Source organism: Thermodesulfovibrio sp. 1176, assembly GCF_029946585.1.
In the GTDB taxonomy this organism is placed as follows: Bacteria; Nitrospirota; Thermodesulfovibrionia; order Thermodesulfovibrionales; family Thermodesulfovibrionaceae; genus Thermodesulfovibrio.
On sequence record NZ_JARZRZ010000002.1, the window covers coordinates 306284 to 323798 of the forward strand.

19 protein-coding genes are annotated in these 17515 nt (G+C 32.9%); 8 read left to right on the forward strand and 11 right to left on the reverse strand.

All coding sequences use genetic code 11. The features are described from left to right. The first annotated feature begins 61 nt into the window (after positions 1-61). Positions 62-520, forward strand: coding sequence for a transcriptional repressor (locus QI155_RS05430; protein ID WP_068861330.1), 459 nt, complete (start codon positions 62-64; stop codon positions 518-520). Positions 521-533: 13 nt separating this feature from the next. Here QI155_RS05430 and QI155_RS05435 read toward each other — a convergent pair whose 3' ends face one another. Continuing rightward, entirely contained in the window at positions 534-2237 is a 1704-nt protein-coding gene (locus tag QI155_RS05435) for a DUF2207 domain-containing protein (protein ID WP_281321248.1), read from the reverse strand. A gap of 9 nt (positions 2238-2246) precedes the next feature. Beyond that, on the reverse strand, positions 2247-2795 hold the full coding sequence (locus QI155_RS05440) for a LemA family protein (RefSeq protein ID WP_068861621.1): 549 nt from the start codon (positions 2793-2795) through the stop codon (positions 2247-2249). Positions 2796-2957: 162 nt separating this feature from the next. Here QI155_RS05440 and QI155_RS05445 point away from each other — a divergent pair, with 162 nt between their 5' ends. From QI155_RS05445 to QI155_RS05470, 6 genes are all read left to right on the forward strand, one after another. After that, the gene (locus QI155_RS05445; protein WP_068861620.1) at positions 2958-4235 is read left to right on the forward strand and encodes a helix-turn-helix domain-containing protein; all 1278 of its coding nucleotides are present in this window, start codon (positions 2958-2960) and stop codon (positions 4233-4235) included. A 112-nt stretch (positions 4236-4347) separates the two neighbouring features. After that, positions 4348-5928 (forward strand): FMN-binding glutamate synthase family protein, encoded by a 1581-nt coding sequence (locus QI155_RS05450; RefSeq protein ID WP_068861619.1) that lies wholly within the window; start codon positions 4348-4350, stop codon positions 5926-5928. Between the two features lie 169 nt (positions 5929-6097). Beyond that, complete coding sequence (locus QI155_RS05455; RefSeq protein WP_068861618.1) at positions 6098-7165, forward strand: 4Fe-4S dicluster domain-containing protein; 1068 nt, start codon at positions 6098-6100, stop codon at positions 7163-7165. Beyond that, entirely contained in the window at positions 7147-7983 is an 837-nt protein-coding gene (locus QI155_RS05460) for an FAD/NAD(P)-binding protein (RefSeq protein ID WP_281321249.1), read from the forward strand. Before QI155_RS05455 ends, QI155_RS05460 begins: the two co-directional genes overlap by 19 nt. Beyond that, entirely contained in the window at positions 7983-8729 is a 747-nt protein-coding gene (locus QI155_RS05465) for a cytochrome B (protein WP_068861616.1), read from the forward strand. Before QI155_RS05460 ends, QI155_RS05465 begins: the two co-directional genes overlap by 1 nt. Beyond that, the gene (locus QI155_RS05470; RefSeq protein WP_281321250.1) at positions 8726-10045 is read left to right on the forward strand and encodes a Ni/Fe hydrogenase subunit alpha; all 1320 of its coding nucleotides are present in this window, start codon (positions 8726-8728) and stop codon (positions 10043-10045) included. Before QI155_RS05465 ends, QI155_RS05470 begins: the two co-directional genes overlap by 4 nt. A gap of 165 nt (positions 10046-10210) precedes the next feature. Here the strand turns inward: QI155_RS05470 and QI155_RS05475 are convergent, their stop codons facing one another. From QI155_RS05475 to QI155_RS05500, 6 genes are all read right to left on the reverse strand, one after another. After that, positions 10211-10429, reverse strand: a complete 219-nt coding sequence (locus QI155_RS05475; RefSeq protein ID WP_281321251.1) for a hypothetical protein — start codon at positions 10427-10429, stop codon at positions 10211-10213. Positions 10430-10482: 53 nt separating this feature from the next. Next, on the reverse strand, positions 10483-10842 hold the full coding sequence (locus tag QI155_RS05480; protein ID WP_281321252.1) for a NifB/NifX family molybdenum-iron cluster-binding protein: 360 nt from the start codon (positions 10840-10842) through the stop codon (positions 10483-10485). Between the two features lie 32 nt (positions 10843-10874). Next, entirely contained in the window at positions 10875-11252 is a 378-nt protein-coding gene (locus QI155_RS05485; protein ID WP_068858733.1) for a CGGC domain-containing protein, read from the reverse strand. Positions 11253-11302: 50 nt separating this feature from the next. Then, on the reverse strand, positions 11303-11620 hold the full coding sequence (locus tag QI155_RS05490) for a DUF5320 domain-containing protein (protein WP_068858731.1): 318 nt from the start codon (positions 11618-11620) through the stop codon (positions 11303-11305). A gap of 174 nt (positions 11621-11794) precedes the next feature. Further along, positions 11795-12532 carry an ATP-binding cassette domain-containing protein gene (locus QI155_RS05495; protein WP_068858729.1) on the reverse strand — a complete coding sequence of 246 codons (738 nt, stop codon included), beginning with the start codon at positions 12530-12532 and terminating at the stop codon, positions 11795-11797. Further along, a complete protein-coding gene (locus QI155_RS05500; protein WP_068858728.1) occupies positions 12529-13305 on the reverse strand; it encodes an ABC transporter permease in 777 nt (258 codons plus the stop codon). Before QI155_RS05500 ends, QI155_RS05495 begins: the two co-directional genes overlap by 4 nt. Before the next feature lie 67 nt (positions 13306-13372). Here QI155_RS05500 and QI155_RS05505 point away from each other — a divergent pair, with 67 nt between their 5' ends. After that, on the forward strand, positions 13373-13957 hold the full coding sequence (locus QI155_RS05505; protein WP_068858726.1) for a DJ-1/PfpI family protein: 585 nt from the start codon (positions 13373-13375) through the stop codon (positions 13955-13957). On the opposite strand, the gene QI155_RS05510 is transcribed toward QI155_RS05505, so the two are convergent. Genes QI155_RS05510 through QI155_RS05520 form a run of 3 tightly spaced genes read right to left on the reverse strand, consistent with a single transcriptional unit; the run spans position 13954 to position 17515 of the window. After that, positions 13954-15609 carry an ATP-dependent helicase gene (locus tag QI155_RS05510; protein WP_068858724.1) on the reverse strand — a complete coding sequence of 552 codons (1656 nt, stop codon included), beginning with the start codon at positions 15607-15609 and terminating at the stop codon, positions 13954-13956. The two genes, QI155_RS05505 and QI155_RS05510, sit on opposite strands and share 4 nt — an antisense overlap. Continuing rightward, the gene (locus QI155_RS05515) at positions 15610-16872 is read right to left on the reverse strand and encodes an endonuclease Q family protein (RefSeq protein WP_068858722.1); all 1263 of its coding nucleotides are present in this window, start codon (positions 16870-16872) and stop codon (positions 15610-15612) included. Then, positions 16859-17515: a hypothetical protein gene (locus QI155_RS05520; protein WP_068858720.1), complete on the reverse strand. Its 657-nt coding sequence runs from the start codon at positions 17513-17515 to the stop codon at positions 16859-16861. Before QI155_RS05520 ends, QI155_RS05515 begins: the two co-directional genes overlap by 14 nt.

Genomic DNA, 17515 nt, shown 5'->3' on the forward strand with positions numbered 1-17515 from the left:
TATATTTGTCCAAAAGGATCTTATTTCGTTATAATTGAAATAAAAAGCAAAGGAACTTATAATGTCATTTGGTCATGGATGTGGTTGTAAGGGAAGATTTAAAAAATGGGGATTAAAATGGACACAAACAAGAGGTGCTATTATTGATATTCTTGCCTCTAAGGGTGGTCATCTTAGTGCAGAAGAAATTTTCTTTGAAGTAAAAAAAATTCTTCCTGGTATAGGGTTAGCTACTGTCTATAGAACCCTTGAAATTCTTTGTGAACTCGGATTTGTTAGAGAATTTGATTTCAAGGATGGAAGATCAAGATATGAATTTATTGCTGGGAAGGAAAAAGTTGAGCATTATCACCTTGTATGTAAAGTATGTGGAAAAATAATAGATTATGAAATAGATACTGAAAATACTGAAGACCCTCTGTTCGATTTTAAAAAATCCCTAATAGATAAATTTAATTTTTCAATTGAACGATCAGATATTAAATTTTTTGGGATATGTGAGAGATGTAAAAATTATTAATAAATAACATCTGTTACCAAGAGCCTCCGCCTCCACCACCTCCTCCACCACCTGAAAATCCACCTCCTCTACTTCCAGAAGATGAGGAGCGTGGCTGGGTTGTAAGCGCATGTGTTGCTTGACTTGTGAATGTATTCAGGGAATTGGCAAAGTAAATAGTTGAAAAACTTCCTCTGCTTTCATACCATCTTGGTGGTTCAGTAAATAATCCTTCAAAAGCTTCTGACCACCTCTCAGCTTCTCCAAAGGCAATTGCAAAGGGCAGAGTGACTTCAAAGACTTCGGGAATTTTTTCTGGTGGGAAAAGTTTTTCTATTACAGATTTTTCTACTCTACTAATAAACTCCTCATAACCTTTTAAGTATTCCATCATTTCAGTCCCATTGGATGTTTTTCTTGGCATAAACTGTCCAAAAATAAAAAGACTAAAGGCAGTGACTAATCCTGACAATAAAAAGGGGAAAGGAGAAATGGAAAATAAAAACTGTGAACCAATTGTGAACCAGATTGTTAGGATAAAAATTATTACTCCAAGCCCACTATAGGAATTTCTAATATTAAGGGGATTTTTAAAGAAAAAGCCTTTGGATGTTAAGGAGGAAAAAATATCTTTCTTTATTAAGGGAATAAAACGATAGAATTTTTTATTAAGTTCTGAAAGTTTAACTCTTCTTTTATTTTCGAAAATGCCTGATAAAATCTGAAGATCAAAGTTATTTTTCTGAATAGCATCATCAAATTTTTTTATTTTTTCCAAAATATAATCTCTTTTTTTACCGAATAAAAACCTTGATTCTTCAATTTCAATTATTTTTAAATATCCTCGCCTTGCCAGATCTATAATTTCAGCAACTATGTCACGAGCATCAACTTTTTCATCTATTAATGTTCCTGCTTCAATGGGAGTTAAATTTTCCGGTGGATAATACTGAACTTGTATGATTCCTTTTCCTCCGATATCGCGTCCTTTGTTCCACCATAACCATATCATAAAACTTAAAAATAAAATTATATATAAAAAAGTATATATCCAGGGATTTTTCCACCATGGTGGTCCTTTAGATATTGTTATTAAACCTGCTTTCCATCCAACAGCTACAGTCATTCCTTCATGGGCAGATAAAGGTTTGGTAAGGGTAAATAGGATTTCATTTTTCTCTTTATTGATATTACAATCTTTACCAATACTGCCAAAAGCACCTGTATAACAGGCAAACTGAATAGAGCTATCATCAAATGGTAAAATTACTTTAGCCGTTGCATTTGTTATTGGAACAGCCCACCCTGTTCCAATGGCATTCCAGTAAAGTTCATCTATGTTACCAAAGTTATAAAGGGCATATCTTACTTTATATCGAATAATGTATTTTTGGATTCCGCTTACAAATTTATTCGGATCTCCGATGCGAATTCTCAAATTATTTCCATATTTAGAAATCTTAGTTTGATAGGAATTCAGGTTCTGATCTGTTACAAAAATATCTTTGATTTCTATTTTATGTTTTTTACCTGAAGGATCATTAAAATCTAAGGGAATATGACGATATATTCCATGTTTATTGTCATAGCCGAAATCAACGATTAATTTTTCTATAATTTTTAATTCACTGTTTGGCTCAACTTTTAATTCTACATCGTAGGATTTAATATACCATGCCCATGATTGAGAAGAGAAAAATATTATGAATAATACAACAACAAATATAAATTTTTTCAATTTTACCTCTTAAAATTTAACCTGAGGGACCACTCTTTCTGTTTCATCCATTTCGAAAAATATTTTACGGGTAAAACCTAAAATTCCTGCAATAAGAGAATTTGGGAAAATTGATATAGAAGTATTGTAATCTCGAACCACTGCATTAAAATACCTTCTTGCCATACTTATTGTTTCTTCAATTTTTGCAAGTTCATTTTGGAGTGCTTGAAAGTTTACACTTGCTTTAAGATCAGGATAATTTTCTGCTAAAGCAAAAAGTTGACGTAATGCCTGAGTTAACATATTTTCTGCTTCTATTTTTTCTTCTGTTGTTTTTGCTGAAATCGCTGTATTCCTGATCTTTACTACTTCTTCAAGAGTTTTTCTCTCGTGAGTTGCGTATCCTTTTACAGTTTCCACAAGATTTGGGATAAGGTCATGTCTTCTTTTTAGTTGAACATCCACATCAGACCAAGCCTGCTCGGTCATGATTTTTAATCTAACGAGTTTATTATAAGTAAAAATTAGCCATAAAAGGACTAAAATAAAAATAATTAATGGAATTAGATATAACATTTTAAACTCCTTTTTTTCAGTAATTTTATCATTAAATTTTTTTAATGTCAATTAGTCCACATTCCTCAAAAAATAATCTCATTAATAAAACATTGTTCCCTCAGAATTGACAAAAAATACGCTAATATTTTAAAGTCTAAAACTGTGAGGTAACCGTTTACCGTGCAAAAAATATCTTCAGGCATAATAGGACTTGATAGACTCATTGATTATCTTTACTTAGGAGATAATGTTGTCTGGGAAGTTGATGCAGGAACTTTTTATGATATTTTTATTAAAAAGTTTGTTGAAAAATCAATACAGGAATCAAGAGAGGTAGTTTATATCAACTTTAATAAATCTGTACAAAGCCTTTTAAAGGAATATGGAGGATATGTTAATAAAAATTTTCATATTATTGACTGTTTTACATCAGGAAAGGGGAAAAATGACATAACTTTTTTAAAGTCTTACAGTGAGAAACCAGAACAGTTTGATATTATTAAAGTTTTAAACCCATCTAATTTAGATGAATTGATTAGTGCAATAAATTCTGTGGAAAATAGAATAAAATCTTTACCAGTATATATTTTTGATAGTCTTACAGGTATGCAAGATTTTTTAAGAGATGAAACCGCTACTTATGGATTTTTTACATATATGTGTCCAAGACTTTTTGACCTTGATAGTGTTGCTTACTGGATTTTAGAAAAAGATGCTCATAGCCAAAAATTCAAAGCAAATTTAAGACATATTACTCAGGTGGTATTAGAGCTATATAGAAGAAAAGAAAAGTTTTTTATAAAGGCATTGAAGCTTTCAAGAAGAGCAAATCGTGAAGCCTTTAAACCACATACCTATGAGTTTGTGAATGGGGATATTATAATTAAATCACAGGAGCAGGATTTTCCCTTTGATATTGGTTCAAAAATTAGAGAATTAAGGATTTTAAAAAATATGAGCCAGAAGGAATTAGCTCAAAAGGTTAATCTCACCCCTGGTTCAATTTCTCAAATTGAGAATAATCAAATAGTTCCATCTATTATTTCATTCATACAAATTTGTAATGCCCTTGGTGTTAAAATAAGCGACTTATTGAATGAAGTATTTGAGAAAGATTTATGTATAATCAAAAGGGAAAAAACATTATCTCAACTTTATAAAAAAAATTCAGTTATAAGTGTTTATAAAATTGTTTCAGATGAAGAATTAAAGGCATTTTTAGTTAAATTTAAAGGAGAAGAAACCAGTCAATCAGTTAGGCAGGATTTTTTTTACGAATTAGAGCCTAATTTTATATATATTTTAAAAGGTAAAGTATTTTTAAATATCGGGAATTCTAACTTCAATCTCCAGACAGGAGATGGTCTCTATCTAAGAAAAGCAGTATCTTTAAAGTTAGAAAACAAAGGGGGTGAGAATACTGAGATTTTATTAATAAAATCAATATGTAGTTTTTAGGCTTATTTAATCTGGCGAAGGAGTAGATTGTATTTTTTTGTCAATTTGTTTTAGTATTGCTAAATTTTTAAGAATTTAAAATTAGTATTAATTAACATTAAGGAGGTTAATCATGAGCGTTATTCCAGGACAACCAAATGCAAGTTCAGCAACAGGAACTCGTAACAGAGTTTCTGATCCAGCACCTTATTCGGGAATTTGTTCAGTATGTCTTGATGGATGCCCAGGTTTTTGTGAAGTTGGAAAGTCGTCTTTCAGAGGCAGAGAAGTTCTTTATCCAAGTCCTTTTGGAAAGGTTACAGCAGGTGCTACGAAAAAATATCCAGTAGATTATTCTCACTTGAACATTCAGGGAACCTGTGTTGGAGCTATTGGAGTAGAAGCTGATCCAGACAAAGCAACATTTCCTGCAGTTAACACAGAGAGAGAGATTGGCAAAGATTATAAAATTAAATTAAGAATTCCTATTTTTACAGGTGCTCTTGGTTCTACAGATATTGCAAAAGACAACTGGGAAGGATTAGCAATTGGTGCTGCTATTTCTGGAATCATAATTGTTATTGGTGAAAATATTGTTGGAATGGACCCTAAGGCAGAGTTTAAGGATGGTAAAGTTGTTAAATCTCCTGAAATGGAAAGAAGAGTAAAATTTTTTAAAGATTGGTATGATGGTTACGGTGAAATAATTCTTCAACAAAATGTTGAAGATACAAGGCTTGCTTCTGCAGAGTATGCAATAGAAAAATTAGGGATTACCTGCATTGAGCTTAAATGGGGTCAGGGAGCAAAAAATATTGGAGGAGAGGTAAAACTTAAAAGTCTTGAAAGAGCTCTTGAATTAAAGAAAAGAGGCTATATAGTTCTTCCAGACCCTGAAGACCCCGTTGTTCAAAAAGCTTACAAGGCAGGAGAATTTAAGGAGTTTGAGAGACATTCAAGACTTGGTATGGTAAATTATGAAGATTTCCTGAAATCTGTAGAGCATTATAGAAAAGCTGGTGCAAAATTTTTATCATTGAAAACAGGAGCATACAGAATTACAGATCTGGCAAGAGCCTTGCGCTTTGCATCAGATGCAGGAATTGACCTTGTTACAATTGATGGTGCCGGTGGAGGAACAGGAATGAGCCCATGGAGAATGATGAATGAATGGGGTATTCCAACTATTTATTTACAATCTATTGCTTATAACTTTGCAAAACAGCTTGCTGAAAAGAAAAAATATGTGCCAGATCTTGCAATAGCCGGTGGTTTTTCTCTTGAAGATCATATATTTAAAGCTCTTTCACTTGGTGCTCCCTATTTTAAGGCAGTTTGTATGGGTAGAGCTCTCATGATTCCAGCTTTTGTAGGAAAACATATTCAAAAATGGGCAGAGGATGGAAAGTTACCAGCTGATATTAGCAAGTATGGTTCAACAGTAGAGGAAATATTCATCACTTCAGAAACTTTAAAAAATAAATACGGAAAAGCCTTTAAAAAACTTCCATGGGGTGCGATTGCCATGTACACCTTTGTTGACAGACTAATTCTTGGACTCAAACAACTCATGGCTGGTGCAAGAAAGTTCTCCATTGAATATCTTGACAGAAACGATATTGTAGCACTTACAAAAGAAGCTTCCGAAGTAACAGGAATTCCTTATGTAATGGAAGCTGATATGGAGGAAGCACAGAAAATTCTTTTAGACTAATACTTAAGGGAGAGGATTTTTTCCCTCTCCCTTTTTTATATTGTCTTATTTAGCTCTTTTCTAATCTTAGTCTTTTTAATAAAATTAATACGGTTACCCTATGCCGTCTGTTGACAAATTAATTTTAAAAAAACTATAATGATTTACTTTATTACTTTTTGGGGCATAAATGAAAATTGAACAATATAGGATAATTGAAAAATCAAAATTTGATGATTTTATAAACTCCTTAATAACTTTTTCAAAAGTTGTAGCACCCGTTTATAAAGGATTTAAAAATTATATTTTTCAGGAAATAAAATCTGCAGAACAAGTAAGCCTTAAATACATTCCCACCATAATTCCACCGAAAAAATATTTTATGCCACAGAGAGAAACAATTTTACAGTTTGATGTAAATAATGAATTAAAAGTAGAACCTATTGTAGAATATGAAAATTTAGTCCTTTTCGGTGTTCACACTTGTGATATTGCTGGTATTAAATGTCTCAACATGGTACTTTCTGATAAACCAAAAGATACAGCCTATCTTATAAGAAAAAAGCACATCACCATAATAGGACTTGAATGTAATGACTACTGTGATGAATACGCAAGTTGTTCTTTTGTGGGAGCTCACATTCCTACCACTGGTTATGATTTAATGTTCACAGACCTCGGGGATTACTTTATTGTCCATATTCATTCATCAAAGGGAACAGATATTATTGAAAAAACAGGAATTTTTAAGCCAGCAAAGGACAACAACATAGAAGAGCTTAGAAACCTGAGAGCTCAAAAATTAAAAATATTTAACAATGAAGTTCCAACTGAAAGAAGATATCTTCCAGATCTCTTTGATCGCTCCTTTAATGCTTCAGTATGGAAAGAATTAGAACAAAAGTGCCTTAGTTGTGGTAACTGCACAGCTGTATGTCCTACCTGTTATTGTTTTGACATAAAAGATGATGTTGATTTGACTCTTAAAGTAGGAGAAAGATACAGAATCTGGTTTTCCTGTCAGCTTGACCCATTTGCAAAAGTTGCAGGTGGTATAGATTTTCGCAAAGAGCGTTCTGCAAGACAAAGACATCGCTTTTACAGAAAATTCCGTTATCACATTGACCGTTATGGTATGGTTTTCTGCACAGGCTGTGGAAGATGTTCCCGTACATGCATGGCAAAAATTAATTTAAAGGAAGTTCTTACATCATTAATTAAGGAATCAGAGGCAAAGATATGGCGAAAGTGGTTATAAAAGATTCTCCATACAATGTAAAAAGAGCTAAAATTTTAGACATAAAGTCCCTTACTGAAAAAGAAAAACTTTTCAAAATTGTTTTTGAAGACCTTTCATGGCTTGATTTTGAACCTGGACAGTTCATAATGGTATCTCTTGCTGGAATAGGAGAGATTCCGATTTCAGTTTGTTCTTCGCCTTTAAACAGACACTATTTTGAAATATGTGTAAGAGCTGTTGGAAAAGTAACAAATTCTCTTCATAGATTAAATGTTGGTGACATTATTGGAGTCAGAGGTCCCTATGGAAACGGATTTCCAATTAAAATGATAGAGGGACATGACCTTTTAATTATTGCAGGAGGGTTGGGATTAGCACCTCTTAGGTCACTTATCCTTTATGCAATTGACAATCGTAGAGATTTTGGAGAAATTCATATGCTTTTGGGATGCAAAACTCCTAAGGAGCTTCTTTTTGTTGATGAGATAGAGGAATGGAGAAGAAGAATGGATCTTCATTTTGCCTGTACTGTTGACAGAGCGGATCCTGATTGGAAAGGAAATGTTGGATTGATAACCTCTCTAATCCCAGGAGTTGATATTGATCCGTTAAGAACTTATGCAGCAGTTGTAGGTCCACCAATCATGTATAAATTTGTAATAAAAGAGTTACTTGCAAAGGGACTACCTGTTGACCAGATTCTTCTTTCCTTTGAAAGACATATGAAATGTGGCATGGGAAAATGTGGAAGATGTCAGATTCAAAATCTTTATTGCTGTAAGGATGGTCCTGTTTTTACCTTTAAAGAAATAATGGATATGGCAGAGGCATTGTAATGAGTAAACCAAAGGTTGCTTTTTTTGATTTTGCCTGCTGTGAAGGATGTCAGCTTCAGGTTGCAAATATTGGAGAGCTTTTAATTGATGTTCTTGATATCATTCAGGTTGTTGAATTCAGAGAGGTTATGTCTGAAAAATGGGATGGTGAATTTGATGTTGCCTTTGTTGAAGGAAGTATTACTGATGAACATGCTGTAAAAAGGATTAAAAAAATAAGGGAAAGGAGCAAAATACTCGTAGCTCTTGGTTCTTGTGCAACAATTGGTGGAGTAAATGGAATGAAAAACTCCTTTCAGCTTGAAGAAGTCGGAAGATATGTATATGGTGAGTTCTATAAATTTTTCCCAACAATTCATACAAAGGCAGTGCATCAGGTTGTAAAGGTAGACTATTTTATAAATGGTTGTCCAATTTATATCCCGGAGTTTGTTACGGTTCTTAAATCCATTTTACAGGGAATCCCTTATTATGTTCCTGAATATCCTGTATGTGTTGAATGTAAGCTTAATGAAAATGTATGCATGTATGACAGAGGACTTACCTGCATGGGTCCTGTTACAAAAGCAGGTTGTAATTCCTGGTGTATAAACAATGGAAATATTTGCTATGGTTGTAGGGGACTTACAATAAATCCAAATATTGAGGGATTTAAAGAAGTTTTAAAAAATTATAAAATTCCTGAAGACTTTCTTATGAAGAAAATTGATATGTATAACAAATGTAAGGAGCTGGATAAGCAGTGAGTCAAAATATTAGTATTAATGTTAATTATCTAACAAGAGTTGAAGGTCACGGAAATATTACTGTTGAAGTGAAGGACGGAAAGATAGCAATATGTAGGCTTGAGATTGTTGAATCTCCAAGATTTTTTGAAGCTTTCTTAAGAGGTCGCTCAATCTTTGAAGCACCACACATTACATCGCGAATCTGCGGAATTTGTGCTTGTGGACATACCTTGGCATCAATTCAATCAGCAGAGGATGCTCTTGGAATAAAACCAACAGAGCAGACAACTTTATTAAGAAAACTTTTGCTTCATTACGAACATCTTGACAGCCATATTCTTCACATTTATCTTCTTGTTGCCCCTGACCTTTTAGGAGTAACAAGTTTTGTTCCTCTAATAAAAAGTCATCAGGATGTTGTAAGGCGTGCTTTGAAGATGAAAAGACTATGTAACGAACTTTGCGATATTCTTGTAGGAAGACATGTTCATCCAATAAGTGCAGTTGTTGGAGGCTTTACAAAGCTTCCTTCCCACAATGACCTTGAGGAAATGCGTAAGAGACTTATAGAATTAAGAAAAGATATGGAAACAACGGTAGAACTATTCAGTAAGCTAAAATTTCCTGAGTTTGAAAGAGATACTGAATATGTGGCTTTAGTAAATGATGAAGATGAATATCCTCTTCTTTATGGAGATATAGGCTCAACAGATGGATATAGGGTAAGCAAATATGAATATAAAAATGTTACAAATGAATTCATTGTGCCCTATGCTTCTGCAAAAAGAACAAAATGGCACAGGGATTCTTATGCAGTTGGTGCTTTATCAAGATTTAATCTTAATTCAGAAAAGCTTCATCCAAAAGCAAAGGAAGCTGCTAATGCATTGAATTTAAAGCCAAAATGTATAAATCCCTATCTAAACACAGTTGCTCAGATTGTTGAGTGTGTTCATTGTATAGAGGATGCTATACAAATTATAGAAAAACTCTGGCATCAAGGTATTAACTATGATGAGATTGTTGTCCCAGACTTAAATCAGAATGGCAATTTACCACAGCGTGCTGGAGAGGGTGTGGGAGCAGTTGAAGTCCCTCGTGGACTTTTAATTCATCATTATGAAATTGATGAAAGAGGAGTTTTTAAAAACGCAAACTGTGTTATACCAACAAATCAGAATACCCACAATATAGAGCTTGATATGATAAAACTTATTCCAGAAATTATTAATCAGTCTCAGGAAGAAATAACACTTGCACTCGAGATGCTCGTAAGAGCCTATGATCCATGCATATCTTGTTCAGTCCATATGGTAGAAGTTAATCTCAAATAATTTTGTTTGCCAATTTGTCTTTTGAAAATGTCAAATAGGGCATGCCTGCTTTTACTGAGTTTATCAATTTAATCTTGTAAGTCATTGAAAAAATTGAATTTTATTTTTTAAAAATGTAAATTTTTATACAACAAGATGGGTAATTCTTTGATTTTTCCTGTATTTTTAGATTCCGAATTCTTCCTTGGCTGTTATATGGGCTGGTTCTGATATTTTTAATGCCCTAAATAGAGTCTTTCCTATCTTATCCATCTTATTCTTTAAATAGTATTCCTTGCCATCTATACTAAACTCTGTAAATGTTATGCTCCTTAAAGCTTCTTTTATTCTTTCTGTTGATACATCTTTGTTTACTAAATAGTAGGAAAATATACAATTTATCAATTTGATAATAAATTTTACTTGTGTCTATTACTTAATTTAGGCGGTGTTAAGGTTTAATGTTTGCACTCATGATCACCATGATCACAAATGCTTTCGCCATCAGTTAGTGTACCTTTGATAAATTTATCAATTACTTCTTCAACTTTTCCTGTAACTCCAACAATTACTTTTATCCCAAAAGCTTGAAGATTCATAACTGCATTTGGACCCATGCCTCCTGCAATAATGCAATTAACATTCTGATTTCTCAGAAACATTGGAACAGCACCTGGTTGATGAGCTTTATAACCAGGATTTTCAATAAAGTTTTTGCTTAAAATTTCACTATCTTTGATATCAAATATTGTAAAACCTGGACATCTTCCAAAATGATGAGCAACAAAATCTCCTTCTGTTGCTATTGCAACTTTCATTTTAAGCCTCCTGATTTTTTATTAAATTTTATTTAAATTCCAAAAATTGTTGGTGGTGCATACTTATGAGTTCCTTCAATAATTTCAATTCCTGCTTTTTCTTTTACTGCTGCGATGATGTCGTCTTTTCTTGGGCAAAACTTTATCATACATGTTCCAATATGAAGGGCATCTATATTTTCTTTTAAGGCAGAAAGCTGAGTTTTTAAAAGAAGAAGGCTGCATATTGCTCTTGTTTTATTTCCTTCACAGCCACCACAATCCATAATTCCAACAATAGCAACATCCTCATTTTTGTATCTTTCAAATTCACCTTCTTTGCGGGAAAAAGCTACAAGACATTTTGCATCACCAGGACATAAATTTTGTTCTCTAATCATCTTACATGATAGAATTGCAATTCTTTTCATTTTCTATCCCTCCAAAAAAATTAACCGGAGGCAAAGCCTCCGGTTTGAGATTACTTCTCCTTTTCAATTTCGCTCAAGCGTTTTTCAACTATTTCAAGATTTTTCCTTAGAATTTCTGCCTCCTGCTTAAGTAGTTCAGCTTCTTCTCTAAAAGGGGCTTCTTCAAAAAATGGCATTCTCCAAAAGCCTCTAAATCTTCTTCTCAAACCTCTAAACAATCCAGAACATCTCCATCCTCTAACTCTTCCTAAACTTCTACCTGGTTCAGAATTCATGTATCCTGAGGCATTAAAACGTCCACAATATCCAAATCCTCTACCTGTTTTTGGACCTGCTCCAAAAGGTCCTGTTCTGTCACAACAAAGCATATTTAATCACCTCCCCAAATTAATTATTCTTTATATTAATGAAAATCATTTTCATTTGTCAATAAAAAATTAATTAAACTTAAAAAGAAAATTTTTTATATGATTCCTAAGAGAAGATTTATGTTGCTAATTAGATACAAATTTTCGTAAAGAGATTTTTATAAACAAAAAATATTAAATTCTGAAAAAAAGTTCCTTTATAAAATCTTTAACAGCAGAAATATTACTTTTAATAAGTTCATCTTTGTTGCCGTCAAAGACAATTTGCCCCTCTTTAAGAAAGATAAAACGATTGCAGAGTTGCCAGGCTACATATACAACATGTGTTATTATCATAAATCCTATATTTTCTTTGTCTGCAAGATCTTTAATAAGAGTCATAATTCTTTCAGAATTTATAGGGTCTAATCCTGCTGTTGGTTCATCATAAAGAAACATCTTTGTCTTGCCAACTGCTAAAGCACGAGCAATAGCTACTCTGCGGTGCATTCCACCACTTAACTCCTCAGGCATAAGTTCTTCTGCGTCCTCAACTCCAACACGTCGGAGTAACTCTCTTACTCGTCGATAAATTTCTTCATCGGGAAGTTTTAAAAGTTCTCTCATGAAAAAAGCCACATTTTCTTTTACAGGTAAAGAATCAAAAAGAGCACCTTCTTGAAAAACTATGCTAAATTTTCTTCTTATTGGAATAAGTTCTTCTTCATTTAATTGAGTTATATCAACACCATCAATTATAATTTTTCCTTTATCTGGACTGATTAAGCCTAAGATTAATTTTAAAATTGTTGTTTTTCCTCCACCGCTTTCACCAAGGACTGCTATTCTTTCGTCAAAGTTTGCTGTAAAACTGATTCCTTTTAGAACCTCTCTGTCTCCATAGGAAAACCAAACATTGTCGAATACTATCATACATTGAATCCTAGTGCATAAAATAAAATTCTTGTAAGTATAAAATCTGTTGCAATTACTGTTATAATTGAGATAACAACAGCCTTAGTTGTTGATGTTCTGAGCCCTTTTGCACCTCCACGAGTTGTAAGTCCGTAAAAACAACTTATGCAAGATATAAGATATCCAAATATAAAGGGTTTGATAGTGCCTGAAAAAACATTTTGAAAGGTTAATTCTTCAATAATGCTTGACCAATAAAAGGAACCACTCTGATTGCTCACAAAAACTGCTATGTAGTAGCCTCCAATAAGACATACAAGATCTCCAATTATTGTAAGACAGGGTAGCATCACCACTGATGCAATAACCCTTGGAATTACAACTTTTTTAATTGGGTCAATACCATAAACTCTTAATGTGTCAATCTGATGTCCAAGAATCATTGAACCAATTTCTGCAGTCTGTCCAGCACCAACTCTACCGATGAAAACCAATGCTGTTACAAGAGGTCCGATTTCTCTAATTACCGCAATCCCTACGATTTTACCTGTATACATTTTTAATCCAAGTCCGCTAAGTTCAGCACTTAATTGTAGACTTAATGCCATTCCTACAAAAAGACATACCAAAGAAACAATGAAAACAGATGCAGAGCCTGCATATTCCATCTGCTCAATTATATCATCAAAGTAAAGAGGTCTTTTAAAAAGTTTTAAAATAGAGTTTATTGAAAGCAGGTAGAAATCCTGTAAATCTGCCAATGTCTTTTTTATTTGATTACCCGCATTCATAAAACTTAACAATATCTTAACATAAAAATTTTATAATAAAATAAACAAAAAATTAAGGAGGTGGAGTATGCCTAAAAAAATTTTAATGCTCCTTGGAGATTTCGTAGAAGATTATGAGGCAATGGTTCCATTTCAGATGCTTAAAATGGTAGGACACACTGTTCATGCAGTATGTCCTGGGAAAAAGGCAGGAGATACCGTAAAAACAGCAGTCCATGATTTTGAAGGAGATCAGACCTATACTGAAAAAAGAGGCCATAATTTTATGTTAAATGCAGATTTTGAAAAGGTTGACCCTGCAAAATATGATGCTTTAATTATTCCAGGAGGGAGAGCCCCTGAATACTTGAGACTTAATGATAGGGTGTTGGATATAGTAAAACATTTTGTAGAATCAGGAAAACCCGTAGCTGCCATTTGTCACGGAATTCAGCTTTTAACAGCTGCAAATGTAATAAAAGGAAGAACTCTTACTGCTTATCCAGCAGTAAAAGCAGAAATCATACTTGCCGGTGGGAAGTGGTGTGATGTAAATGAAACATTTTCAAATGCCTGCGTTGATGGGAATATTGTAACTGCTCCTGCCTGGCCTGCTCATCCTGAGTGGATTAGGAAGTTTTTAGAACTTCTTGGAACAAAAATAGAAGCTTAAAATAGTCCTTTCTGCTTTGGTCCGGTCTGTGTTGACCGGACTTTTTTTATTTTTATATATTCCTCGGGAATATCTTTTAAAAAAGAGGAAACAGAAAGCGACATTTTTTTCCCATTTATAAATCTTTGCTTAGCATGGATAAGTATTAAATCATCCATTGCTCGTGTCATTCCAACATAAAAAAGTCTTCTTTCTTCTTCTATATCTGTATTAGAAATTGTGTATGGTATTAAACCTTCATCAAACCCTGCAATAAAAACAATAGGAAATTCAAGACCTTTAGCAGAATGAAGAGTAAGAAGGCTTACTGCATTCAGGTTTTCTGGAAATAAGTCAAAAGGTGTTAGTCCAGAAAGTTCATCAATGAATGCTTGAATCTGTTCTATTAATTTTCCATTATGGTATGTTTTAGCCATATTGTTTAACATAGAAATTTCTGTATCTGTCAGTCCATTATATATATTAGAAGACTGGAGAAATTCAAACAATGGTATATTAGAAATTAATTTTTTTGATTGGCTATACATAGTTTCCGTAAGTTTTTTTATGAAAGATGATGTCCAAGATTCTGGATCTTTTATTATTGTTTTAACAGGAATTCCTTCTTTAGCCAAAAAATCCTTGATAATTTTTAACTGATTGTTTGTTCTTGTAAGGACAGCAAAACTTAAAAAGCTATATTGAGTTTCTTCTTTGTTTTCATAAAGTTCTGTAAAATCTGTTGCGCCAAGTCTTGATTTTATTTCTTTGATAATTGTTTTTGCTTCTTCGTATTCATCTTCAACTTCGAAAAGAGTTATTAGAGATTTTTTTTCTTTTGTAGGCTCAATTCTTTTTGAAAATCGCTTAGTATTGGCAGTGATAAATTTATTTGAAGCTTCTATTATATTTGCCTGAGAACGATAATTAAGAGATAAGTTTATAAGAGTTAAATCTGGAAAATCCTTAGGAAGATTCAAAAAAAGATCAATTTCTGATCCCCGAAAAGAGTAGATAGCCTGATCAGGATCACCAAATATACTAAGAGACCCTTCTTTTTTTAGAAGTCCTTTTATAAGTTCATACTGAATTTTGTTTATATCCTGAAATTCATCAACAATAATGTAAGAAAAAAGAGGAGGAATTTGTTTATTCTTTATAAGTTGTAAAGTCTTCAAAAGTAGATCATCAAAGTCAAAAAGATTAAGTTCCTTCTTTTTTTCTTCATATTTTTCATAAACAATTAAAGTCTTTTCATCAAATGGGGTGTTTGTATTTTTGAATTTTGTTATTTTTTCAATAATTTTATCGATGTTTTTTTCATTTAAAGAAGAAATTATTTCTCTTTGTTTTGCTCTGGTGCATATTTGAAAGTGTTTTTCCTTTTCTGGTAAGAACTCTCTTAAAAGTCTTAAACATAGAAGATGAAAGGTTCCAATAAAAGGTAAATTTTCTTTTTTCTGTAAACTATTGATAACTCTCTGTTTCATTTCAACTGCTGCTTTTTGTGTAAAAGTAATCGCAGCAATTTCATCTGGATTGATTCCTTCATTTAAAAGATGAAGTATTTTTGCTGTAATGGTTAGTGTTTTCCCTGTTCCAGGTCCAGCCAAAACACAGCAGATTTTATTTGAACTTTCTGAGGCTATTTTTTGGTTTTTATTAAGCTTCATTTAAAAGAGAATTGTTTGTCCTTTAAAGTTAGATTTGGCAGGTTCCCCAAATACTTTTATTTTGCCATATTCTCCATCATATCCCGCTTCTACAAAAACTTTTCCACTTCTCATTCGATCAATTCCTTCTGCCAGCTTTGAATCAAATTTTTCAATTTCTGTTAAATCTTTATGTAAAAGTATAGCATATTCGCTTCCAAATTTATAAAGAATCTTCATGTATGTATCAAAAACTGATTTAGACTGTGTAGAGGTATTTTTTATTTCAGCAATTATCTCAGGTAAAGGAATAATGGATTTAAATGGAAGAGTCTTTGAAGGTTTAAATCCTTCAGGTCTGTCTGCCAATGTTTCAACTCTGTGCATAACGCCAATAGTAACCTTTTTACCACATACAGGACATAAATAGTTTCTTCTTATTGATTCTTTTGGTGAAAGCCTTACTCCACAAATTCTATGTCCATCATAATGGTATTTTCCCTCTTCAGGAAAAAATTCCACAGTACCAAGAAATCCTTTGCCTGTTTTTATTGATTCAGTGATTGTCTTGTAATCCAATTCGATATCAAAAATATTCGCTTCTCTGCCAATTTTAGCTGGCGAGTGAGCATCAGAATTTGAAATAAGGGATATTTTATCAAGTTCACTAAGACGCCAGTTCATTGGTGGGTCAGAACTTAACCCTGTCTCTATTGCATATATATAAGGAGTTAAATCTTCAAAGCATTCTTCAAGGCTGTCAAATCCTGACTGGGAACCAAAAACTGAAAAATGGGGAGTCCATGCATGGGCTGGGATAATCATTGTAGCAGGTGAAATCTCAAGGATGATTTTCATCGCTTCCTTTGCATCGATTCCGAGAATAGGTCTTCCATCTGAACCAAGACTTCCTATTTGAGATAAAGCATAATTTATCTTTGTAGCATCTTTTAAAGAAGGAGATAAAATAACAAGATGAATTTTTCTGAGTTTGCCATTTTTTTGATAAATGCAACTTATTTCAGAGGAAAGGATGAAAAATATTTCTTCTTTACAGGAATCGGGAACATCAAGTCGATACTCTTTTTTTAGAGTTAAAAGTCCATTCCCTTCTTCATTAAGTTTTAATTCAATTTCCTTTAGCCATTGTGGATGGGTAAAATCACCAGTTCCGATTAATTTTATACCTTTAAGTTGAGCCCATTGTTCAATTGTTTCAAGAGACATGTCTTTACTTGTTGCACGGGAGAATTTAGAATGAATATGAAGATCAGCGTAAAACATCTACTAAAATTACACCCAGTTCCTGAGCTTTTTTTATGGCACCCTGTGTTTTTTCTTTACAAACTACAACAGCTAATGTTTCAATATCAGAGGCTTTTTTAAAAATTTGGGCTCTTTTATAAGCTCTTTCTACATCCTTTTTATCAGCCTTTACAGAGGCTTCTGCAATTAGTAAAACTTTTTTTGTAGGATCTTTTGTAAGAACACCTGTTGCAACAAGATCAACATCAAGAGCATCCTCTCTTTCAGCAAAATTGATTTTGTTTTCATCGAGGGCATCATCCAGTATTTCAACATATTTTTCAGGATTTAAAACCTTACATCTTCTTATAATACTACCAAAACGTGAAGGTGCTTTATCTTTTAATTTTATTTCAAACATGTCACCTTTAAGAATTCCGACATCATCTTTTAATATTTTTACATCTTGTTTGAGCCCCGCCACATCTTGTTCCAGAGTATCAACTTTTTTCTTTAAAGGTCTGAATTCATTTACTAAGAATTGTTCGAATTTTTTTGGTAGCTCTAAGAGTTCAGTAGTCAAAATAAGTTGTCTTAGTTCCTCAAGCCATTCAGGATGAGATTTGAGAATCCTAACAAGATCTTGAAAGGTATCAATTTTATCATTTGCTTTTACTTGCAT